Here is a 21,408-nt window from a genome sequence, read left to right as displayed (position 1 = left end):
CAAGGCGGCCCGGGCCGACTTCCCTCAGCTCGCGGCTCCCTCAACTATAATCCTGCTGGGAGATCGAGTTCGCCGGTCGAGCTCCGAGCACCCGCGCCTGCTCGATTACCCGAGCCGGGTCGCCGTCAAAGCGGTAGCCATGGCAATTGGGGCAAAAGACCGCCTTCCTCCGCACGATCGACTCGCAGCCTTCACAGACCTTGTACTCGGTCGGGGCTTTCAGAATCTCCGTAGCGCGCTTTGCTCGTTCTTCCAATTCCGATTCGGTCACCGCCGAATATATTACGACTCCCGCGCGACTCTTCAACCGCAAGCCTCGCTCCGCCCTTGCCCAAACCCTTGCCAAGAGAGGATCCTCGTGTAAATAAGGACCATGGCTTCCACCATTGCCGATTGCACCGACCTGTTTCGCAAAAAGCTCTTCGGGAAGACCGGAAAGATTTCCGAGAAGACCTTGGAGATGCATCTTGGCCTCTACGCCATCCAGGTCCGGAGGGCGAAGAAGCTCCTGTCCTCGATCGAGGAAGAGGACCTTCCGAGCGACGAACGGGTCGACGGCTCTCTTTTCCGGGCCCGGAAGCTCGATCTCTCCTATTGCCTTTCGGCGGCCAAGAGCCACGAGCTCTACTTCCACATGCTTGGGGGGGGCGGCGGCTCGCCGCAAGGGGCGCTCCGCGAATGGATCGATCGCGACTTTGGTTCCCTCGATGGCTTCCTGCGCGAGCTGCGGGCCACAGCACTCGCCTCGGACTCATGGGCGTGGACTTGCCTTGACCAGGCAAGCGGTCGGCTCATCAACCTCCTTGGCGATCCCCGGGGCGCGGTCCCTTTTTGGGGAAGTTCCCCGCTCCTTGCCATCGACATGGAAGATCATGCCTTCCTTCTCGATTTCGGCTGGGATCGGGAGGCCTACCTCGATGCGCTGCTCGGTCAGATCGACTGGGAGTCGGTCGGCAGGCTGCTCCCTCTGCTCTGAGCGACTCTCCCGCGCCGGAAGAGCGGCTGCAAGCCGAGGGCGGCGAGCAGGAAAGCCAATTGGGCCAGAACGATCGTCGGTCCCGTGGCCAGATCGAGATCGAAGGAGAGGATCACCCCGCCCACCGAGCTCAGGAACCCTCCGGCCGCCGCGAAAACGAGCAGGAGGCGAAGATTGGGGGCGATCAGCCGGGCCGTCGCCGCAGGCACGACCAGCAGGGCGCTCACGAGCAGGGCTCCCAGCAGCTTGAGGGCGACGGCGACCACCGCGGCGACCAGGAGCACCAGGACCCGGTTGAGTCGGCGGACGGGGATTCCGTCGGCTGCAGCGAGATCCTCATCCAGGATGACCAGGAGAAACTCCCGCAGTCGCATCCGGATGACCCCCGCGGCACATCCGGCTACGGCGCCGAGCAGCGCCACGTCTCCCCAGGAGTTCGCGTTGATGTCGCCAAAGAGCGTCTGCTCGAGGAAGCCGTAGCGGCCGAGCTTGCCCAGGATCAGGACCCCGAAGGCGACGCTTCCGGTGAAGCAGAAGGCCATCACAGTGTCGGGACGCCAGCGCGCGCTGGCGAAGAGCGAGTCCATGACCCACGCCGCAGCCAGGCACCAGAGGACCAAAAGACCGGAAGAGAGCCCAAGGGGGATCTTGAGACCGAGCCAGAGCTCGACCGCTTCCTGCCCGAGCAATCCCAGGGCGACTCCCGTAATCGCCGTATGGGCCAGCGCATCGCTGAAAAAGGCCATGCCTCGCGCCGTCAGAAAAACCCCCAAAAATCCGCAGACCGGCCCGGCCAGCGCGGCCGCGGAAAGCGATCTCCGCAGAAAATCATAGGAGAGAAAATCGAGCATCACCCTTTCACCTTTGGCTCTGGCTTCTTCTTGCCCGGCACCGTTCCCCGCCGGAACGGCTTCTTTCTTCTCCCCGTAGACACGGTTTTGTTCCCGTCTCGTTGCATCCGCTACGATCGCAAGCCATTCGCCCCACCCGCTCCCGCAATCATCCCGGATGGGGAAAGCGCTGGTAGGCGGCCGCCAGGCGCTCTTCGCGCAAGACTTCCTTGGGCGGGCCGCTGGCGAGGATCCTCCGGTTGAGGAAATAGATCCAATCCGAAATGTGGTGGACCAGATGAAGATCGTGGGAGACCAGAAGGATCCCGAGCCCGTCGCGATCCCGAAGCCGGTGGAGCAGGGCGTCGAAGGCGGCCGCCCCCAAGAGATCAACCCCAGTCGCCGGTTCATCCAGCAGCAGGAGCTGCGGCCGCTTGGCGAGAGCTGCGGCAACGAGCACCCGCTGGAGCTCCCCGCCGGAAAGCTCTCCAAGACGGCGATCGAGGAGATTCAAGACCCCGAGCTCCTCCAGGCTCTCGGCTTGTTCTCCTCCCCTCCAGTCGCACCGAAACAGGGAGTGGCCCAGCCGCAGCGAGAGGAATTCCGCCACGGTGACGGGAAGGAGCCGGTCGAGCGCGAGCTTTTGCGGCAGATAGCTGACGCGGAGACCGGGAGCCTTCTCGACCCTTCCTTCGCGCGGAGGCAGGATCCCGGCCAGGCAGCGCAGCAAGGTGGTCTTCCCCGCCCCGTTCGGCCCGATGAGGGACACGATCTCCCGCCGGAAAACCTCGAGCGAAACGTCTTCGAAGGCCGCTTCGTCCCCATAGCCGGCCGCCAGGCCGCGTGTCTGCAAGAGCCACCCCGGATCGGAGGAGCGACGCATCGTCACGGTCGCTCGCTCGCTCCTCCTCTCCGCTCCCTCCTCCGGCTCCATGGTCCTCCTACGGCTCTCTCACGGCATGCCTTTGGAAAGCACGCAGCAGGGCCTGCCGGTTGTCTTCCGCCACCCGCTCGTAGAGATCCGACCGCAAGGCACCGCTCTCCATCGAATCGAGCGGGAGGATCGGAATTCCGACATCGCGCGAGAGGCTCGCCAGCTCTGGGCTTACCTGATTGACCTCGCTGAAGAGAGCCGGAACCCGTTCGCGAACGATCGCCGCCATCGCCCAGGCCAAGAGCTTCGGGGAAAGCCCCGCATGCCCCCTGGCGTCCAGGAAGGCGATCACGCGGATCCCATACCTCGCCGCCAGGTAGGCGAACGCCTGGTGATCGGAGACCATCTTCTTGTCGGGCAAAGGCTCGAGCGAAGAGCGATAGCGATCGTCGATCCGCCGCAGCGTGGCAAGCAGCTGCTCGGCCCGCGCCCGGTGCTCGCGCGCCTTTTCCGGATCGCGCCGGCAGATCTCGCGTGTGATGGTTTCCACCTCCTTCATGGCATTGAGGGGATCGAGCCAGACATGCGGGTTCGGAGGAGCCCCTCCCGCTCCCCGCGCAGCGGGCGAGCCCGGCGGCGTCCATTCGGGCAGCGGAGCGATCCCGACGCTCGCATCGAGCAGCTTCGAACGATCGATCTTGGCGAGAGCCCCTTCCAGGAAGCTCTCCAGCCCCAATCCGTTTTGGATGATCAGGTCGGCATCGGCCAAGCGGCGCGCATCCCCCGGGCTCAACACGTAGTCATGAGGCTCCGCGTTGGGCGGCAAGAGATTCGAAAGCTCGACCGTCTCCCCGGCGATGCTCCGCACAAAGGAGTAGAGCGGAGCGATCGTGGTGACCACCCGAAGCGGCCGGGCGGGAGGGATCGGGCTCGACCACCCGCAAGCGGCCGACATCCCCCAGGCGAGAAGAAGCCCGAGTGCGGATCGCATCCCCCAGCGCTGATACCGACCCTTCATTGTCTCAAGGATGGCGAGCCCTGGGAGCGATGCCAGTCGAAACTGAAAAAAAGGGGGCCCTCCCCCTTCGAGCGGGGCCCCTTTCTGCCGCCGCTTCCCGAAGAGGCTCCTCGCCTCTCCGGGAATGGCCAGGCTTGTCCCGTTCAGGACCGGGAGACGGCGACTACTGGCTCTTCAGCCAATGATGGAACTCGGTCCAATCGTCCAAGTTGTTCAGATTGACCGCATCGGGAATCGATCCGTCGTCGGGAAGACCCGCCGCCGAGACGATCGACCGCCGGGTGTCCGCATCATGGATATACCCGAGAACGGCGCAATTGTGCTTGATGATGGCCGCCTTCTCGATCTTCCCGCCCTTCTTCTTCAAGATCCAGGCCTCGAACTCGGGATAGCTCGGGCACTCGCTCCGCAGATAGTGGAGGGTCTCCGCTTCGTCCAAGCCCAACGCATCGAGGGTCATCTTGTCGAAGCCCTTCCCGCAGTCGGGATACCCGTCCGCGAGCTTCCCCTTGGCCGCGAGAACGACTTTCAGCCAAAACCGGGGCAGATGAAGGACCCCGAGCGGGCCAGCCACTCCGGAACTAATCAGTGGTACCAGTTTCATTAGCGACTTTTCTCCTTGTTGCTAGATTTCCAAGCGGCTCTTTCGAGCCTTCCGTTCCAAGGGAGAGACGAGCACGACGCTGACAGCCGCTGCCGTTGCCTCTCAGCGCTTCTCCCGCTCTCCTCCTCCCCACGCTCCTCACTGAGCAGGGCATCGGCTACCATAACGGGAGCGATCCGGCTGACAAGAACAAACGCAGCCGTCGCCTCCTGGGCGGCTAGGAAGTGAAGAAGGGATTGTGCTCCCTCTCCTCGGCCACGCTGGTCAGCGGTCCATGCCCCGGGCAGATCACGGTGTCGGCGGGAAGGGCAAGCACCTTTTCCCTGTTGTTCCGCAGGGCGTCGGCGTACGAGACGTTCCCGCCTCCCATCGAGCCCGCGAAGAGCGAGTCGCCGACGATCGCCAGCAGCCGCGGACCTCCGGAAACCAGGTAGGTGATGCCGCCCGGAGAATGGCCATTGGTCAAAAGTGTCCGGATCGGGAGCGAGCCGATGGAGAACTCGGCGCCGGCGGCAAAGGGTTCCGCCCCCGGGAGCGGCTCCTGGTCGCCAACGTAGGCTCGGGCGCCCGTCTCTCCCTTGAGGCGGTCCAAGGCGGCGATGTGATCCCCATGGGTATGCGTCAGGAAGATCGCCCGCAGCTGGAGCCCGCGATCCCGGATCGCACCGAGCATTTCGTCGCAGTCGCCCCCCGTGTCGAACGCGGCGGCTTCCCGAGTCCGAAGATCCCACACCAGGTACGCATTGACCGTCATACCTGACCATGCCGTGTGAAAGGCCAAAAAACCGGGGATCGGCCCCGGATCGCGCGGCCGGTAGTCCCCCTTCCCCAAGGCGACGAGGGCATCGCCGCGCAGGTGCAAGACGGATGCCAGCCGCCGGATCAGCCTCTCGTCAAGCTCTCCCCGCTTGACCCGCCGCACCTCCTCCAGGCTCACGCCGGCGGCCCGAGCCAGCGGCTCGTCCGCAAGCCCAAGCCCGCGCGCCGCCTTCCCGATCACGTCCTCAACGCCATCCTCGAGGGGAACCATGCGCCTATCTAAGCCAACGGCCACCCGCCTGGCAAGGCGGGCCGTCCCGGGCAGGCTCCGCAGATCCCAGCAGCTCACCGGCCAGAAGGGGTACGACCGCCCCCGCCTCGGTCCGCAACAGCAAAAGCCCATCCTCGTCCAATCCGAGGGCATAGCCCTCGATGACTCCCTCTCCCTGCCGAACCTGCACCATCCTCCCCAGGCTCTCGCAACGCCATTCCCAGAGACGCCGGATTTCCCCAAAGTCACCTCGGTATCGGATCGCGATCCGCCGGAGCAGGGCCCCCAGGATCTCGACGCGGCGAAAGCGAGATCCCGTTTCGATCCGAAGCGAGGAGGCCCGGCCGCGAATCTCCTCCGGAAAGGTTTCCGGGTCCTGGGAGACATTGAGGCCGATTCCCACCACTCCCCCTCGGACCCTCCCCCCTTCCGCAACGACCTCGGTCAAGATGCCCCCGAGCTTACCCCGGGAACCCATCAGGTCGTTGGGCCACTTGATCCTGGGAGAGAAGCCAGCGACCTCCTCCACCGCTTCCGCGGCCGCAACGGTCGTGAGAATCGTCAATCGGTGGATCTGCGGGAAATCCAGCTGGGGTCGGAGCAGGAGGCTCGTGTAAATTCCGCCCGGCGAGTCGGATTCCCAGCGGCGGCCCAGACGCCCTCGGCCCCGGCTCTGCCGCTCGGCTGCCACGACCAACCCCTCTGGAGCGCCAGCGGCCTCCTCGCGCAAGAGGAGGTCGCTCGTCGATTCGACTCGATCGTAGACGATAGCCGACCAGGCAATCCGGTCCTCCTCGGTGCGCGCCATCAGCTCTTCCGCAGAGAGAAGATCGGGCAGCGGTCGCTCCAGCTGCCACCGGTCCTCTGCCGACGCGCTCAGGGGAAGGCCGAGCGTGCGCAGGGAAGAGATCGCCTCCTCCACCTCGGCGGGGCTCACGCCGCTCTGCGCCGAGAGCGCGCTACGCGAGCCGGAAAGCGAAGGGGAGGCCAGGAACGCCCGCAAGACGCGCGCGCGCGGATCGGATCGAGTGCAGAACATCCCTACCCAATGCTTCCTGTCGCCAAAACGGGAGCTAGACTTGCAGGAGCTCCTCCTCCGGGCAGCAAAGCAGCGATCCGAACCGATGGCGCCGGTACAAGGTGAGGGCGACATTGCGATTGACCCGGACGCACTCCTTGATCGCCTGAGGATCCTTCTCGCAGAAGAGCACCGTCTTCCAGGAATCGATATGCTTGGGCTTGTGGAAGTCGCTGTTGGCGATGAACGGCAGCCGCTTGAGCCCGATCGGCGCGAAGAGGTCGTCGCGATTGGCGATCTCCCACGCATCGAGCAGCGGGGCGAACTGCTTCTGATTCTCCCAGAGATAGAGCGTGTTCGGACCCCAGACGCTCTGGAACTTGTGGGGATGGGAGGCCACCGAAAGCCCCTCCTGCGCGCGAATCTCCGCGATGATCTCTGGCAGGGAGAGGCAGGGATCGATCGGCCGCTGGAGATCGATCCCCAGCAGATGGGCCGAGCTCTTCGCGCGATACCCGTCCTTGTTGAACTCGAGGCCCGCGAAGAGAATCATCCGGTACTTGCGCCACGCCCGCTCCCTTTCCCTCCGGAGGACGTCGAAATACTCCCCAACCAGGTCCGGAGAGAGCACGAGGCCCGTGAGCTGGCAGACCCGCCCGATGAACCGCGTCCGATCGACGATATGATCGGTGATGCAGATGCAATCGAAGCCCCGCTGCCCATAAAAATCCACGATCTCTCCGATGGAGAGGCGGCCGTCCGAATAGGTGCTGTGGATGTGAAAATCGCAGAGAAGCACCTGGGCCGCTTCCACCGGTTCCGGGGCGCCATTCGGGAGCGGCTCCCGAGGTCTTCGGGGAAACCCGGGCAGGTTGTCCGGTGCCACATTTTCGATCGTCGCCCGGTCGAGGACAAATCGCGCAATCTGCATCGAGGCATCCGGGCGGCTGATCTCCGTCAAGGCCGACCGCATCCGCTTCCAGAGCCTTCCCTCATCGGCGAAGAGCTCTTCCAGGGCCTGGAGGATCTGCTGCGGCTTCTCCGCGTAGAGCGCGGCTCCGCGCCGGCGCAGGAGATCGAAGTTGCCCTCTTCCTGTCCCGGCACGACCTGCGTGACCACCATCGGGCAGCGAGCCGCCACGGCTTCCTGGACGGTCGCCCCCCCCGCCTTGCTGATGAGAGCGTGATGGGTCATCAGCAGCTCCGGGATCCTGTCGGTCCAGCCGAGCACCCGGACCTTCTCCTCGGACCCCTCGACGAGCCCGCGAACCTCCTTGAGGAGCGATCGATCCCGACCGACGACCACGGTGGCGCGCCAACGCGGATGGTGGAGCAAGAGCCGGATGATCTTGGTCGCCTTCTTCTTTCCCGAGTTGATGATGTAGAGGATTCGAGGATCCTCCCCGAGCTCCTCGGCCAGGCCGATCTCCTTGGCTTCCAGAAAATCGAGGTGCACCGGAAAGCCGAACACCTGGATGCGCGCCTCCTCCACGCCGGCGGCGCGAAGCGCCACCGCCGTCTCCTCGTTGGGGACGACGAAGACATCGCTTGGGCCCCGGTGCCAGAACGAGTTGATCGTGATCGAATCGGTGACGACCGTGATATGGCAGAAGTTCTTGCGCCTCCCGTCCCGAAAGATCTCCTCGATCAGGTAGTTGTAGATGGGGTAGGTGCAGAGCACCGCGTCGGGCTGCACCTCGCGCAGCAGCCAGTCGAGGGAGCGCTGCATCCGGGCCAAGGCCGAGATGCCGTCTTCCAGGAAGGTCGTCCGATCGAAGAGCGAATAGATCCCCTTCCAGAGAAGCGGGGTCCGATTGATCGCGGTGAGGTAGGCCTGGCGCAGGACCCCGTTGAATCGCCCGTAGCACGCTTCGAAGAGATCGACGATCTCGACATGCGCCTCCTCGGGAGCGACCCATTCGAGCGCCTCCTGAATGTTGCGCGCGGCCGTGTTATGGCCTTCCCCGAATCCAGCCGTGAAAATCAGGATCCGCTTCACAGGCGTATCGTCGCCGACACCTTAACCCACTTTTTCGTTCTTGACCATGACGAAGACCCATCTTTCGCTCGGGGCCGCGTCCACCCTCCGCGCCGATCGACCGCGCGCCCTCCCCCCCGTCAGGCTGCCGCGGCCCGTACCAGCACCCCACCGAGCAATCCCGCCTCGATCTTGCCCAGGATGCCCCGATAGACGGCGCGAAGATAGGCCAAGGCTTCCTCGCCTCCCCGGTCGACGATCGCCGGAGCCCTCTTTTCGATTCGTCGAGCCAAGGCGGCGTACCAGCCGCGGTACTCCTCGGATAGCAGCTCCACGGAGAGAAGCCGCCAGCCCCTCGCCGCGAGATCCCGGGAGACCGCCTCGGTCACGACCGGGTGGGGAACGATGCTCTCTCCGTCCACCTCCAGCGGATCCTCCGCAAACCCGCCTCGATCGAGGTAGTCGAAGATCCGAAGCTCTGCGCCCTCTTCGGCCACCTGGCGCAGGGCGAGCAGGGCGTCGCGCTGCGCTTCCAAGGCATAATAGACGTTCAGCAGGTAGATCTGGGTGAACCTTCTCGGGAGGTAGCGGGGAGCCGCGCAGGCCTCGCGCTCGACGAACTCGACCTCCGGGTACCGGGCACGGGCGTAGGCGAGGGATTCTCCATCCCGGTCGAGCCCCACGACCCGGCCCCACCCCCGCTTCCGCAGGTAATCGGCCGTCCCCCCCCGCCCGCAGCCGACGTCCAGGAGCCATCGGTCGGAACGCTTCGGAAGATCTCCGAAGACCCGCTCAATCGCCTCCTCCTCCCCGGCATGGGCGTAATCCCCGTCCCGCACGAGCGCCAGGAGCCGTTTCCCAGCGAAGGAGTTCATTTCGAAAGGTCGCATCGCGTCTCCCCTTCGTACCCCAGCTCGGGCAGACAAGCGAGCCGCGGCTCCCGGCGCGGATCTCGGGTGCGGCCCGCTCCGTGACGAGGAAAGCATGGAGCAAGGAGGACGGAGCCGCTACACTACCGGTCGCAGAACATGGAACCGGCATCGCAGAGGAGCCGCGCGGCCGAGCTCGCTTCCCACCGCGGGCATTACGGGATCGATGGAGGGCGGGGAGCCGTGACCGGTCTTCTCTGGCCTGTCGGAGGCGGGCTCCTTCTCCTCGGCCTCTCTCTGCTTCCCCTGCTCTCAAAGCCGCTCCTCCAGCGGGCTCTCGAGTTCCTTGCCGGAGCCGCCCTGCTTCAAGTGCCCGCAAGCTTCTTCTATTCCACGATGCGGGGAAAGTTTGCCGTCTGGGGTGAGCTCCTCGCGGCACTCGACCTTCACGGGAACGAGCGGATCCTGGATATGGGCTGCGGCCGCGGAGCCATCCTGGCCATGCTCGGCAAGCTGGTGCCCGAGGGACGAGCGGTCGGCCTCGACCTCTGGCGGACAGAGGACCAGTCGGGCAACTCCCTCGAATCGGCCCGCACGAATCTCCTGAGCGAAGGCGTAGCCGATCGCTGCGAGCTCCATACGGGGGACATGCGGGCCTTGCCCTTTCCGGACGGTTCCTTCGACCTGGTCGTCAGCAACCTCGCCATCCACAACATTCCCGAGAAGGATGGCCGCAGAAAGGCGATCGACGAAGCGATCCGGGTGCTCAAGCCGGGCGGGAGGATCTTGATCGCAGACCTCTTCCGGACAGAGGAGTATGTCGAGCGGCTCGAGGAAGCGGGACTGCGTGCCGTCTCCTGCCGCCCGCTCGGCTGGCGCTTCTGGTTCGGGGTCCTCGGAGTGACGCCGAGGCTCGTCACCGCGGAGAAGCCGGCCAGCGGCACGCCCCCGCCCGAAACCACCCCCACGGACTTGGTCCCATGAACCTCGACACCGCTTTCCTCACCGATCGGGGCGGGAGGGCACGCAACGAAGACTCCTGGGGGTGGGAGAGCTGCAGTGGCTTGACCGCCTGGGTAGTGGCCGACGGCCTCGGAGGGGAGCGAGGAGGCGAAGAGGCTTCCCGGCTGGCGGTGAGCCGCTTCCTCCAGGCGTTCCGAGACCATCCCTCCCTATCCTCCGCCGCCCTCTCGGAGTCTGTCCTCCAAGCCGATCGAGCGATCCACGAACGGCAGGCTGCCGAACCCGCGCTCGCGCGGATGGGATCGACGATCGTGGCCGCCGTCTGCGACGGCCGACGGCTCCGCTCGATCCACGTCGGGGACTCCCGCTTCTACTGGTTTCGGGAAAAGAGGGTCTTCTTCCAATCGAAGGATCAGAGCGTCCCGCAGGCGCTCTGCGATGCCGGGATCCTCCGGCCCGAGGAGATCCGCTCCCACCCCCGCCGGAACATCCTCTTGAGCTGCCTGGGCAGCCCTGAGCCCCCGAATCCGATCGTCTCGCAGGAAGGGGAGATCGAGCCGGGAGATGCGCTCCTCCTCTGTAGCGATGGCTTTTGGGGTCCTCTTCCCGAAGAGGAGATGGAGCGGGAGCTCGGGCGGAGCGCGACCGCCTCCGATTGGCTCCACCGGATGGAAGTACTTCGCCAGGAAAGAGCGCGGGCGCTGCTGGACGACGACAACTACACCGCGATCGGGGTGCTGGCAGGCCCTGAGCCGAGCGGAAAATGAGGCGCTCGATCGGCTGCGTTGAACCTAGACGAGGACGGAGAATAAGGCTTGCCTCTTAGGCGATCGCGCTCCTCCAATTTCCGAGCATGACCCCGCCCCGATCCGATGCCGGACACCAATCGATCCGGCTCCACCCCGCCCCAACGGCTCCCCACAGGCCGCCGAAGGAGATCGTCTTGCTTGCGGTAACCGGAATGACGCCCGCCGTCGTGACCGAAACCGTCTGGGCCTTAGCGCACGAGCAGCCCGCCCTCATCCCCCATCGAGTTCGGATCCTCACCACCGCCGCGGGAAAGCGTTGCGCGGAGGAGCAGCTTCATTCCGTATCCCCCGCTTTCGGCGAGCGTTCGGTGTGGGAGACGCTTCGTCGGAGCCTCTTGCGCGATCGGCGTCAGCAGTCTCATCTGCTGATCCTTGAGGAGATCCAGGTCTTGGGACGGCCTGTAGCCGATGAAGGCAGAATGCGCGGGATCGAGGACGTTCGCACCGCTTTGGACAACGAGGCCCTTGCCGACGCTCTCCTGGAAGAGATTCGCGGGATCACAGAAAACCCCGATACGCTCCTCATCGCGTCGGTCGCCGGCGGAAGGAAGAGCATGAGCGCGCTCCTTTATGCCTGTGTCTCGCTCTTGGGCAGGCCCGAAGACCGCATCACCCATGTCCTCGTCAGCGAACCATTCGATTCCCCCGGGCTTTCCCCCTCGTTCTTCTTTCCCACCAAGCCGCCGCTCGAGCACACCTATCGGGATCCCAAGACCGGGGGCGTTCAAGCTGTATCTTCCGATGCTGCTCGCATTGAGCTTGCCGATCTTCCTTTTGTTCCCCTCCGCCTGCTCTTCCCGCGCCAAATCGGCTCCTTTCCCGGTCACTTCACCGCTTTGGTTCGTTCTTGCTCGCAACAACTTGCCTCTTTGACCCAGAAACCTCGCATTACCCTTGGCCACGATCGACCCACGCTCGAGGTCAATGGGAGCCTTGTTGGTCTTTCCGGACGGGAGCATCTTCTCTATGCGTTCCTCCTCGACTGCCCCCGGAAGGGCACACGTCCATTTCTCGCACAGAAGAACGCGATCGATGCCCTGAACCAATTCCGGAGCCGGTGGGCCAAAGACCATCCCGAGGGATCCTTCCAGCACCAGGCGGCGCGCGGATGGGAAAAATGCGACACCGAAGATCTCCGGAAGCTTCTCAGCTCCTTGCGACGGAAGCTGAAGGCTGCTGGTTTTACCGCGGAGCTGGATTACCTCTTGCCCCGCCGCGGATCCTTCGGCATCGATGTCATCCCAGCTTGATCCTGCAATCTCCGAGGCGTCCTCCTGGATAGCGAGTCCCGATGTCCTCGGACGTCACCGAAGCGGCGAAATCTCTCCCTCGAGCGTAACGTAAGGAGTAAACGGGGAAGGCGGAAGCCCCGAGCTTCCCTAAAAGCGAAAATTCCGGGAAGGAGGACTCCCCATGCCCAGCGCCTGTATCGTTCAGAGCTATACGAAGCTCGGGCTCCTCTCCGAACGGCTGGTCGTTCTCGGCTCTGGAAATGGAGCCGACAACCCGGAGGTGCTGCGGGAAATTCCAATCGCCGATCTCGACCGGCTTACGATCGAAGAGACCGTTTCCCTCACCTCCCCGGCTTTGGCGGAAAGTTGCGTATCGTTCTTTCTGTAAATTCCTTTTCAGCAGTAGGCTGAAAGCTCGCCGGGCAGCGGTCATGGTGGATGGTGCAACTCCTTTTCTGTAAATTTCCGCGCAGCAGATCATGATGCCTGGGTTACGGGTTGGGGTTGAGATAGACCTTGCCGGTCATCCACTCGTCGTCGAGTTCGGCCAGCAGGGCGGAAATGAGCCGCAGGCACGATTCGGGATTGGGGAAGATGCTTGCCACCCGGGTGCGGCGTCTGAGTTCCCGGTTGATGCGCTCCAGGCCGTTGGTGGTGCGCAGCCGCACGCGGTGCTCGACAGGGAAGTCGAAGACGGTCAGGCTTTCTGGTATGGCTTCCTCAGCCCACTCCCCGAGCTTGGGATGCTCCGTGCGCCATTGCGCAAGCGCCTCCCGTAACAGCCGCTGGGCCTCGCTTCGATCCGGCGCATTGAAGATCGTGCGCAGCTGCCGGGCAACGGTCTTCTTCGCTTCTTGGCGCGTGACAAACTGACCGGCGTTTTGCTGCAGGTGGAACTGGCAGCGCTGCCAGGGCACGGAAGGCAACACTGCACGGCGCGCGGCCTTCAGTCCCGCGTGGTCGTCGGCAACGATGAGCTTGACCCCCTTCAATCCACGGGCAAGGAGGCTTTCCAGGAAGCGGCGCCAGTTGATCTCCGCTTCCGATGTAGCCACCTCGCAGCCCAGCACCCGGCGCTTGCCCGTTGCCTCGATACCCACTGCAATCAGTACCGCGCAATCGACGATCCGTCCTTCCAGGCGCACCTTCTCATAGCGGGCGTCCAGAAAGAGATAAGGCACCTCGCCCAACGGGCGTTCCCGCCAGGCCTTGAGCCCTTCATCGAGTCTGGCGGCAGCGCGACTGACCTGGGCTGAAGAAAGCTTGATCTCCGGCCCCAAGAGCCGCTGCAACACGTCGATCACCCGCCGGGTGGAGACGCCCTGGACGTACATCTCGGCCAAGGCCAGATTCACCGCCTGATCGGTGCGGGTGCCTTTCTCGAGCGCAGAAGGATAGAAGTCGCCAGAACGCACTTGCGGTACCTCGAAGGTGAGCTCGCCCAGCTTGGTCAGCACCGTCTTGGGCTTATAACCGTTGGCCCAGTCGCGCCGGGCTGCGGTGCGCTCGTAGGGCCTGGCGCCGAGAAACTCGACCCGTTCAATTTTGGCCGCTTCATTCACCAAAATGCGCAAGGCTTCGCCTGCGCCATCCAGCCCATGCTCGAGTAGCACCGCATAGGCTGCTTCCAAAGGGTTTGTTTCGACTCGCATTACCATGATCGTTACGCTCCTTTGTCAAAGTCATGGCATCATGATTGCGCTGGGCAAACCAGCCAGCCAGCGGCTGGAAGAGAATTTACAGAAAGGACGATACACAACTCGATCAGGGCCCAAGCCGCTGGTTGGTTTCGAGGTCCTCCACGGCCGAGGAATGCGCCAACTGCATAGGGCTCTGGTCAGACCCCTATCCTGCGTCCCTTAGGCCGACGATGGGCGGCCATTGGGCTTGCTTCGCAAAGCCCGCTGCGCACACCGCCAGCGCATCCCTGCTTGATGGTGCCTGTCAGAGGCTTGGCGGCATCCTCAACCAATCTAGAGAAGATGTGGCCTTTGTGAGAGGCCAGCCTGACATCTCTCCTCCAACCCTAGAGAAAGCGGGTCTAGCCCAGTTGCTACGGATTGACCACCGAGATTACGTGCGCGATCAGCGGCTCAGGAAGCTCGCCAGGGGACGCGCCCCGAATGAGGCCACCGATACGGAGGCGAAGGGGGCTCTCGGACAAAACCGAGCTGCCGGGCTCTAGGATCGACTTGACTTCCGCAATGATCCGCAGCTCGCAAGACTTTGCAACACCGCGCCACTCCGCGATCGCCTCGTCCTCCCTGGAAACAATGAGGGCATCCGTGCAGGCATTGAGAATGGCTTGATTGAATCGGTCAATCTTTCCGCCGCAATCCACCAGAAGAAGAACCTTTGCGAGAGATAGCCCCCGAATGTGTTCCACGATCTTAGCCACAAAATCCGCGTCCCATTGATTCTTGAAGCGGAGTGTCTCGTTACTCCCCGAGATTTCATGAAACCAGTTGCCTTCTCCATCTGGGCAGGCCCGGACGATGAAGACTTGGTCGTGGAAGACTGCAGCCGGCACTCGCTTGGACAGCGTATTGTATAACCACCACAGAAAGACCGATTTCCCGCTATGCGGCGGACCCACGATCGCAATGACCCGATGCCTTGGGCTTTCCGCCGCGCTCCTCTTTGTAAGAGCGGATTCCGTCTGGCGCGGCACATAGCGCTCGATCGACTCCCGGGGTATGATCGCACCTACGGAAGGAGCTTCTGGATGATGAGCTTGCACGACGATTCCTCCGAAGCGCGGATCGTAGATGGCCGCCCAACGCGAGGGATGGGATAAGTGGATCAAATAGGCGTAAAGCCAAATGGGGCCCCTCCCATAAAGGATCAGCCCCTTTTGATGATCCACTCTCTCTGGCAAGGAGACTCCGGCAAGCTCCTTGGGGTCGGCGATCCCATTTCCAGGCAGATGGATAACGAGGATCTGAAATGGCTCAGGAGGAGACAGAAGGGAGAGGCTTAGGTTTTGCATAAAACTTCTCAATAGCTAGAGCGTCGTGTCCCACTTTGGTCCGGCCGCGCTGCACGAGGAAGTGGCAACATCGGTCATCGCTGCCCTAATGTCTTTCGAAGGTCCTGCAGATCCTCAGGTTTCGCAGGACTTTTGGGCTGCAGCAGCGCCTTTAGGCCGGGGACCAACTGAGAGGAGAGAACCACCTCGATCCTCTTTTGCTTGGCATAGGCCGCAACCTCTTCGGGCATAGCGCTCCTCCTAACGCAGATGGTTTGCCCGAGCAATCCCCCAGCATTCTGGACCGCCAAAAGATCAAGTTTCAACGTCTTGACCTGCCCCATGTGAAGCTCCTCCCGAATTCGGCTGAGCCGATCGGCAAGTTCTTTCTCTTCGGTCCTAATACCTCTCCTTTTCAATTCTCTCTCCAGCTTGTCGACCAATCCTTCGACGGGTTGTTCGTCTTTGCAGTCCACAAGCCAGAGCCTCCCTCCGTGAGTAAAGAGCAAGTCGATCTCCTCGTGAGGCTTGGAGGTCGAAACTCCGAATGAGCTCTTGACCTTGAGCCGGAGGCTTCGTCGTACACGGTGGACCCCGAGCTTGAGGAGCACAGCGGCCGTATTATATTCGAGACGATCGCCTTGCTTCGCTTTTTTATCTGCTTCGTGCCGATCTTCGATAGACAAAAGGCTCCGCAGGTCCTCTCCGAATTTGCAGCGACGAGAAAGCTCCTCTAAGGAAAGCGCGCGTCCTTCTTCGTTCAACTGGAGGAGTTCGCCTCTTCTCTCCAGCTCCGAAGCCTCGATTTGGCAGCGAAGAAGCTCCAACGGATCCAAATCATCGGCGATGCTGCCGTCCAACTCCTTCCCGCATACGTTGATTCTCCCTTCGTCCGGGGTAAACCAGATCAGCCGATTGCCCCGTTCGAGATAGAACGACGTTATCCCCCGGCGCCTCGCCCATTGGAAAGCCGCCATCGCCATCAGCTTATTCCCTCCCGTGAAGTGAAGGAGACTCTTTTGCGGATCGACTTCTAGTCGATCAAGGGCGTGCAGAATGCCTTCGAAATCGTGATAGGGAATCTCTTGCATTCTGGTCCGTCCCTTGGAAACAAGCCCGGAGGCATCAAAAAAGCGCTTAAGCCGCTGCGCAGGATCCTTTGACTCGGGCCTATTCTCGCTGTGGAGCAAGAGCACGTTCGTTGGCCCGATATGCAAGACGGCAAGGATCTGCGGCCAGATCTGGCGGCTAGCCAGGGTTAGCAATATTGGATGTTCTATAGGGAAAGGACGAGTCACCAGTCACTAGTCATTCTGGTTTAAGGCCGAATCGTTCCCCTGCCACCACCATAGGGAGCCGGATCGTGAAACACTAAATTCAAGACGGATTTATTTTCCTCATTCTCTCCATTCTTGTTCAATCTACTCTTCTCTCCAACGACTCGATCATGCGGAGCCTCGAAGGCCATGAGGTAGTAGTCCTCCGCTCCAACCTTCAATGGTCGGAGATAGACGGCGCTGGTTTGGCGAGGATCTGCACTGCCTAGCGGGCTAGGGCAGGATCCGGGGAAGTTTGTCCGAAGAGGATCTTTTAGCTTTTCTTCCGCAAAGCGAGCAATACTTCGCCAATTCTTGCGCTTATCTGGAAAGAACAGCACGACGAATCCGGCGGGCTTGAGAATCGTTTCCGCTGCGCGCTCGTACTCTTCTAAGCTCCCATCAAATCGCTCCACACGAAATGCGCCAGCGGCACGGGTCGCTCGATAACCGATGGAACCGAAGCGACAAAAGGCTTCCCAGGCTTTCTTTAGTTTTTCCTCATCTACAGGAGCTAAAGGGTGACGGAAGAGAACGTCAACGGTGGCCTTGCTCCCTGGGTAGAGGGCGGCCTCCTTCCTCCACCGATTTCCTTTTTCAAGAAAATACCAGATATAGCCGCCATTATCCTGCTTGAGAGGCTTTTGCGCCCAATCGGCCTCGCCTCCGCACGGTTTCCTCTCCACCCGAATCACCAGCGAGGAGGCTTTCGCCTTATCCCTCACGGTTCCAAAGATCTGCTCTTCTTGTTCTTGCGTCCCGCCTAAAGCGCGAAACCACCAGCGGAGCGCCCCGCGAATCGAAGGGGCTCGAAGCTCGGCTTTGGTGGGATCGGCACCTCCGCAAAAGCATGGGGTCAGAAACTCAAAGTCGTAGGGGGCGGGATTCACGGCGGGGTCTTTCCAAACTTTTTGGCGAGATTTTTGAGGGCCCTGAGAACTTTGCTCTTTGGGTTGTGCCGCTCCTTTTCGTAAATTTGTGTATCAATCTTCGTTAAATAGTGAAAAAGCGAGAGTTGGTACGTGTCGTCTTGATTGGTCCAATAGACTTCTTCGTCCTTGAAATCATTAATTTTCCCTCGAAGATTGTCCTCTTTAAGGCTCTTAAAGGAATTCAGGCGCTCCGGATCCGGCTCAAGGCTGGCCCGTTTCTGAGCGCGTTCGTGCTCTTCTCGCTGCTGCACGATCTCCTCTTGATGCTTCTTCTGGACTTGTTCCGAACAATCACACCAACCGTAACCTGCCCCCGTCTTAGCGCCGATACCCATCGTCTCTAGGCCTCTTTTCAGCCAAGCTTGTGCCTTCGCCGTCCACTCCTCTCCGCCGTGTCGAGCCGCTTGCAATGGAAACACGAAAATGGACCCAGGTGCCACGGTGAGAAAAAGCACTGGGATCGGATATTCACAGTCAAAGGCAGTCTTCTTCTTTCCTTGATAGTATTCTGGATGGTGACAGGTCACCACGTCGAGTTCCAGGTCACGCTCGGCTAGACGGTAGGGGTGGGCCGGAAGGAAGTGGACGCTTCCTGCGAAGTTGGGAAGCGCTTGCGGCAACTTGCCTTTGGGCTGACGATCTCCATAAATTCGTTGCCACAGCTTTTCCGCCGCCTTCTCTAGAATTGCCGCCGATTTTCCATCCTGGCACCCATAAGCAAAGTCAGAGGAATCGGACCAGTCGCCATCGGTCCATCCGAAGACCAAGGCAATCTCTACGAGCCGGTCGACCTTGTGCGCTTTCTGCTCTTCCTGCTCTACAGGTGTATGCCTAAGCGCATGGATTGCCGCTCGCCGCGCGCATCCCTTGACGGCACTCCCTGGGATGTAGGGGAGCCCGAAGCGGTCGAGACAGAGGCCAGCATTTTCCATGACCCCTCCCGCCATATTGACCATAAGACGCGATCTAAGACGGCCAAACAAGAGATCGCAGGGCTTGCAAGCCGTGTTGATGAATCCCAGCCAGGCATTTCGCCTCTCCTCCGCCAGACATGGCTTGGCGTCGAAGATGCGTTTCAGATACTCCTTCCTTTGGTCTCTTTTCCGGGGATCGGCAAAGCGCTCCAAAAGCAGGGACCGGGATGTACATTGATGAAAAGGCGGATCATTTCCCTTCACCAACACGCTGGCCGTGTCGCTCGGCAAGAGCCAGCGTGAGTCGCTTGTGCGCTGAGCGCTCACCTCATTCCCCCCTTTTGGTTTTCTTTGGTTTTCTTTTGAGCATACCGCTTGAGATAGACTAGATAGGCCAGCGCTTCCTCTGTGGCTAACCGAAGCTGCACCGATTCTTTCCCTGCGAGCGCCTCGAGCATCTTCTTGGCGGTGACCTCCCCAATAAGCTGGCGCTCAATAAGCTGGCGCTTAGCCAAATGGTCGGCGATCGCATCCATCGCCTTAGCCATCCCGCCTCGGGAGTCTCCGTCGGTGGCAAAGGCGATGGTCGCCAAAAGCCCGTTATTCATGATCAAGGCCGGAAGCTTGTTGACGGCTTGTCGGTCGAGATCCTTGCTCTTCTCCAACGCATGCTTGGCCCGCTCCTGCTCGAGGTTGTGCATGGGTCCTAATCCTCCTCTTTAGGATTGCCTCTCAGCCTCTTCCTCCAACCGGACCGTGCAGAAACCGAGCCCGGTTCCCGCGTCGGCGCCGAACTGGAAGACCCCTTTCTCCTGTTCGAGAAGCCTTCGAAAGGCGGACCGGGCAGCGCGGGGAGACCGTCTCTCGGCAGCCTCGCCTCCCCGCCGCTCCTGGGAGGCACGGACGAGGGAGTAGAACATGGTTTCGCTTGGCACGTTCTCCTGATTAAAGAGCGCCCCCTCTTCCGCTGCCCCGGTTTCGTCGCTAATCTTCACGTGCTGCGCGACCTCGCAGGAGGAGCGGGCAAAGAAGCTCATTGAAGCATCGGAGAGGATGACAAGCCGCTTTTTCTCCTTAGTCCAGATATTGGTCCAGATTGGATCCTCTGGAAGCAGCGCGGCTAGGGCTTCCCCAATCTCCGAGGACGGGTCGCCAACGTGGGTAAAGGCATACTCCTCAAGGATCACCTTTTTTCCGATCCCAAGGGTTCCCGTATCGAAGCGAGCCTCTTCCTCCTTCACATCTGGCAGGCTTGCCACGAGCGACTCCTTCCCAAGATCCCTGGCATAGCGCTTCAAGATCAGAGGGCAAGTGATCCAAGCAAAGCAGCCTTTGGCCGATCGGATCGGGAAGGCCAAGAGCTTCGCCTCCGAAAACTGGAGCGCGCCAGCCGCAGCGTTCTCAGCGTCATCGGAACCAAAAAGCCACTTCCCGTCGCTGCTTCGAGTTGTCGTTGGACTGCCGTTACCCTTTTGCTCATAGCAGCAATCGGCAAAGACACCCTTGAGCGTGCTCCCGGGAATGATCGGAAAACCGGTATGGCGCTCTCGCTGGATCGGCAGATCGATGGCTCCGACGGATGCTCCGGCTCCGACATGAAGGGGCGTTCGTGTGAAGATGTACAAAGGGGAGCAGAGCGATTCTTCTTTGGCTCCCTCCCTGCCATTCGGTCCTTCTGCTTCCACTTCTATCGCCTCGGTCATCGTTTCCTCTCCTTGCTCAGCTTATCCTTTCTTCTCCGCTCGCGCTCCTCCCCTGACGTCCAGCGACGTCGCTCTCTGGCCCATGCCGCTTTGAGGCTTCCAAAAGCTGCCAGGAGCCGCAAACTCCGAGGCCGAGGCCCTTCTCCCCTAGGAAATCAGAGCGGCAGCGTCCGTGGAGAGCCTCGGCGAGGTTTTGGGCCTCCCTCTCGTTTTCCGCCTCGAAGTAGTAGACGGAGCCTGCCGGAACAGCCAGCATGGTCGGCTTGGACCCAGCCCCTGGTGTCCCATCGCCTTCGCTGCCATTGCCAATGCGGGGAAGAAGAGCCCAGCCGCTCACGGGCTCGGGCTTCCCTAGACAGGCGGCCACAAGCCGGGCGGAAATCCGAGGAGCGGTCTCTTCGTCTTCGTTGTATTGCCAAGCAGGGTCGCTTCGGCGCCTTCTCCGAAACTCCCGACGAGCCTCCTTGTCGATCACCCGCAAGCGGACCCGCCCCGCTTCGTCTACCCAGCCGGGACGCCAGCCGTAAAGGAAGACAGCGGGAGTCAGAAGAACCCACTTCACCCGCTGCCCAGCTAGATCGATCCGCGGCAGTTGCAATGGGCTTGGGGCCTTCCTCACGCGAACAAAGCGCCCCTCTCCGCCAAAGCAGATGGTCGATTCCGCCAGATCGTTCACGAGCAGCCCATCCTCTTCCGGATGCCGCTCCTTGTGAGCAGGAGGGACGTTGACCGCAAATCGAAGCCGAGCCCCATCCCGCAGCCGCAGATGCTCGGCAACATAGAGCTGCCCCTCCCTGGCGGTTTGTCTCCCGGGATCGATCGAAACCCCGATTCGTTTCTCAGAGTCCCAAAGCTCTTCCTCGCCCGGCAAGTCGAATGGCTTATCCGCCAGATATTTCTCAAAGGAGGCATGCTCGATCCATTGAACCGGGTGCTCCTCCTTTGCTGCCTTGGCTCTGGCACAGGCGTAGAGAAGTGGACGCGGCAGATTGTTTTCTCCAGGCAAGAGATCGTTTTCTCTATTGATCGGCCTTACGGGGAATAGGAAGCCTGCCTTGCCTTGGTCCACCACCAGATCGGCAGGACGCGGAAAGTAGGTTTTCTTTCCAAGAACGGGAAAGGGCCCGTGGATGTGGAGCCATTGAAAGGCATCGCTCCCCATTCGACCGCGGGGAACTCCCCTGCGTAAGGCACCAGGCCGATATGCGGCGGGCAGAGTCCCCGCTTTCGAGAGCAGGGCGGTCCTCAAGGCGCTATGAAGGGCCGGGGGCAACGGCCAACGGGCCCCTCGACCATAGGCGCTACCGGCAGCAAGAGGCCGTGCATCTCGGAAGAAGAGGGTATCGATTGGAATCAAATCAAAGCTTTCCATGC

General features: G+C 61.8%; 22 protein-coding genes. 5 read left to right on the top strand and 17 right to left on the bottom strand.

From position 1 onward, the window contains the following. Positions 1 to 40: 40 nt before the first annotated feature. Positions 41 to 346 (bottom strand): hypothetical protein, encoded by a 306-nt coding sequence (locus tag MacB4_RS10775; protein ID WP_242529245.1) that lies wholly within the window; start codon positions 344 to 346, stop codon positions 41 to 43. A 27-nt stretch (positions 347 to 373) separates the two neighbouring features. On the opposite strand from MacB4_RS10775, the gene MacB4_RS10770 reads away from it, so the two are divergent. Continuing rightward, on the top strand, positions 374 to 976 hold the full coding sequence (locus MacB4_RS10770) for a superoxide dismutase (RefSeq protein ID WP_206863814.1): 603 nt from the start codon (positions 374 to 376) through the stop codon (positions 974 to 976). Here MacB4_RS10770 and MacB4_RS10765 read toward each other — a convergent pair. The 8 genes from MacB4_RS10765 to MacB4_RS10730 form a co-directional block, all read right to left on the bottom strand. After that, positions 931 to 1,827, bottom strand: a complete 897-nt coding sequence (locus MacB4_RS10765; protein WP_242529386.1) for a metal ABC transporter permease — start codon at positions 1,825 to 1,827, stop codon at positions 931 to 933. The genes MacB4_RS10770 and MacB4_RS10765 overlap by 46 nt on opposite strands. A 148-nt stretch (positions 1,828 to 1,975) precedes the next feature. Continuing rightward, positions 1,976 to 2,740, bottom strand: coding sequence for a metal ABC transporter ATP-binding protein (locus MacB4_RS10760; protein WP_206863812.1), 765 nt, complete (start codon positions 2,738 to 2,740; stop codon positions 1,976 to 1,978). Between the two features lie 7 nt (positions 2,741 to 2,747). Beyond that, positions 2,748 to 3,671, bottom strand: coding sequence for a metal ABC transporter substrate-binding protein (locus MacB4_RS10755; RefSeq protein ID WP_206863811.1), 924 nt, complete (start codon positions 3,669 to 3,671; stop codon positions 2,748 to 2,750). 190 nt (positions 3,672 to 3,861) lie between these two features. Beyond that, positions 3,862 to 4,302 carry a DUF5069 domain-containing protein gene (locus MacB4_RS10750; protein WP_206863810.1) on the bottom strand — a complete coding sequence of 147 codons (441 nt, stop codon included), beginning with the start codon at positions 4,300 to 4,302 and terminating at the stop codon, positions 3,862 to 3,864. A 217-nt stretch (positions 4,303 to 4,519) separates the two neighbouring features. After that, positions 4,520 to 5,332, bottom strand: coding sequence for an MBL fold metallo-hydrolase (locus tag MacB4_RS10745; protein ID WP_206863809.1), 813 nt, complete (start codon positions 5,330 to 5,332; stop codon positions 4,520 to 4,522). A gap of 4 nt (positions 5,333 to 5,336) precedes the next feature. After that, positions 5,337 to 6,371: a biotin--[acetyl-CoA-carboxylase] ligase gene (locus MacB4_RS10740; protein WP_206863808.1), complete on the bottom strand. Its 1,035-nt coding sequence runs from the start codon at positions 6,369 to 6,371 to the stop codon at positions 5,337 to 5,339. 34 nt (positions 6,372 to 6,405) lie between these two features. After that, positions 6,406 to 8,349 (bottom strand): glycosyltransferase, encoded by a 1,944-nt coding sequence (locus MacB4_RS10735; RefSeq protein WP_206863807.1) that lies wholly within the window; start codon positions 8,347 to 8,349, stop codon positions 6,406 to 6,408. A gap of 119 nt (positions 8,350 to 8,468) precedes the next feature. After that, the gene (locus tag MacB4_RS10730; RefSeq protein WP_206863806.1) at positions 8,469 to 9,203 is read right to left on the bottom strand and encodes a bifunctional 2-polyprenyl-6-hydroxyphenol methylase/3-demethylubiquinol 3-O-methyltransferase UbiG; all 735 of its coding nucleotides are present in this window, start codon (positions 9,201 to 9,203) and stop codon (positions 8,469 to 8,471) included. Between the two features lie 153 nt (positions 9,204 to 9,356). Here MacB4_RS10730 and MacB4_RS10725 point away from each other — a divergent pair, with 153 nt between their 5' ends. The 4 genes from MacB4_RS10725 (at position 9,357) to MacB4_RS10710 (ending at position 12,589) form a co-directional block, all read left to right on the top strand. After that, positions 9,357 to 10,181 carry a class I SAM-dependent methyltransferase gene (locus MacB4_RS10725; RefSeq protein ID WP_206863805.1) on the top strand — a complete coding sequence of 275 codons (825 nt, stop codon included), beginning with the start codon at positions 9,357 to 9,359 and terminating at the stop codon, positions 10,179 to 10,181. Next, positions 10,178 to 10,927, top strand: coding sequence for a PP2C family serine/threonine-protein phosphatase (locus MacB4_RS10720; RefSeq protein WP_206863804.1), 750 nt, complete (start codon positions 10,178 to 10,180; stop codon positions 10,925 to 10,927). Before MacB4_RS10725 ends, MacB4_RS10720 begins: the two co-directional genes overlap by 4 nt. 86 nt (positions 10,928 to 11,013) lie before the next feature. Beyond that, positions 11,014 to 12,219 (top strand): CRISPR-associated ring nuclease Csm6, encoded by a 1,206-nt coding sequence (gene csm6, locus MacB4_RS10715; protein WP_024806858.1) that lies wholly within the window; start codon positions 11,014 to 11,016, stop codon positions 12,217 to 12,219. Between the two features lie 163 nt (positions 12,220 to 12,382). Then, entirely contained in the window at positions 12,383 to 12,589 is a 207-nt protein-coding gene (locus tag MacB4_RS10710) for a hypothetical protein (protein WP_206863803.1), read from the top strand. A 103-nt stretch (positions 12,590 to 12,692) separates the two neighbouring features. Here MacB4_RS10710 and MacB4_RS10705 read toward each other — a convergent pair whose 3' ends face one another. From MacB4_RS10705 to MacB4_RS10670, 8 genes are all read right to left on the bottom strand, one after another. Further along, positions 12,693 to 13,859 carry an IS256 family transposase gene (locus MacB4_RS10705; RefSeq protein ID WP_206863134.1) on the bottom strand — a complete coding sequence of 389 codons (1,167 nt, stop codon included), beginning with the start codon at positions 13,857 to 13,859 and terminating at the stop codon, positions 12,693 to 12,695. 395 nt (positions 13,860 to 14,254) lie between these two features. Next, a complete protein-coding gene (gene crn3 / locus MacB4_RS10700; RefSeq protein WP_206863802.1) occupies positions 14,255 to 15,190 on the bottom strand; it encodes a CRISPR-associated ring nuclease Crn3/Csx3 in 936 nt (311 codons plus the stop codon). Positions 15,191 to 15,264: 74 nt separating this feature from the next. Further along, the gene (locus MacB4_RS10695) at positions 15,265 to 16,365 is read right to left on the bottom strand and encodes a hypothetical protein (RefSeq protein WP_206863801.1); all 1,101 of its coding nucleotides are present in this window, start codon (positions 16,363 to 16,365) and stop codon (positions 15,265 to 15,267) included. A 122-nt stretch (positions 16,366 to 16,487) separates the two neighbouring features. Next, positions 16,488 to 17,375 carry a type III-B CRISPR module RAMP protein Cmr1 gene (gene cmr1 / locus MacB4_RS10690; RefSeq protein WP_206863800.1) on the bottom strand — a complete coding sequence of 296 codons (888 nt, stop codon included), beginning with the start codon at positions 17,373 to 17,375 and terminating at the stop codon, positions 16,488 to 16,490. Then, entirely contained in the window at positions 17,372 to 18,658 is a 1,287-nt protein-coding gene (gene cmr6 / locus MacB4_RS10685) for a type III-B CRISPR module RAMP protein Cmr6 (protein WP_206863799.1), read from the bottom strand. Before cmr6 ends, cmr1 begins: the two co-directional genes overlap by 4 nt. Beyond that, positions 18,655 to 19,032 carry a type III-B CRISPR module-associated protein Cmr5 gene (cmr5, locus tag MacB4_RS10680; protein ID WP_206863798.1) on the bottom strand — a complete coding sequence of 126 codons (378 nt, stop codon included), beginning with the start codon at positions 19,030 to 19,032 and terminating at the stop codon, positions 18,655 to 18,657. Before cmr5 ends, cmr6 begins: the two co-directional genes overlap by 4 nt. A gap of 18 nt (positions 19,033 to 19,050) precedes the next feature. Next, a complete protein-coding gene (cmr4, locus tag MacB4_RS10675; protein ID WP_206863797.1) occupies positions 19,051 to 20,034 on the bottom strand; it encodes a type III-B CRISPR module RAMP protein Cmr4 in 984 nt (327 codons plus the stop codon). A gap of 16 nt (positions 20,035 to 20,050) precedes the next feature. Continuing rightward, positions 20,051 to 21,406, bottom strand: a complete 1,356-nt coding sequence (locus MacB4_RS10670; RefSeq protein ID WP_206863796.1) for a type III-B CRISPR module-associated Cmr3 family protein — start codon at positions 21,404 to 21,406, stop codon at positions 20,051 to 20,053. Positions 21,407 to 21,408 lie beyond the last annotated feature (2 nt).

The organism is Methylacidimicrobium sp. B4 (assembly GCF_017310545.1).
GTDB lineage: Bacteria > Verrucomicrobiota > Verrucomicrobiia > Methylacidiphilales > Methylacidiphilaceae > Methylacidimicrobium.
This window is presented reverse-complemented; position numbering and strand designations above follow the sequence as displayed.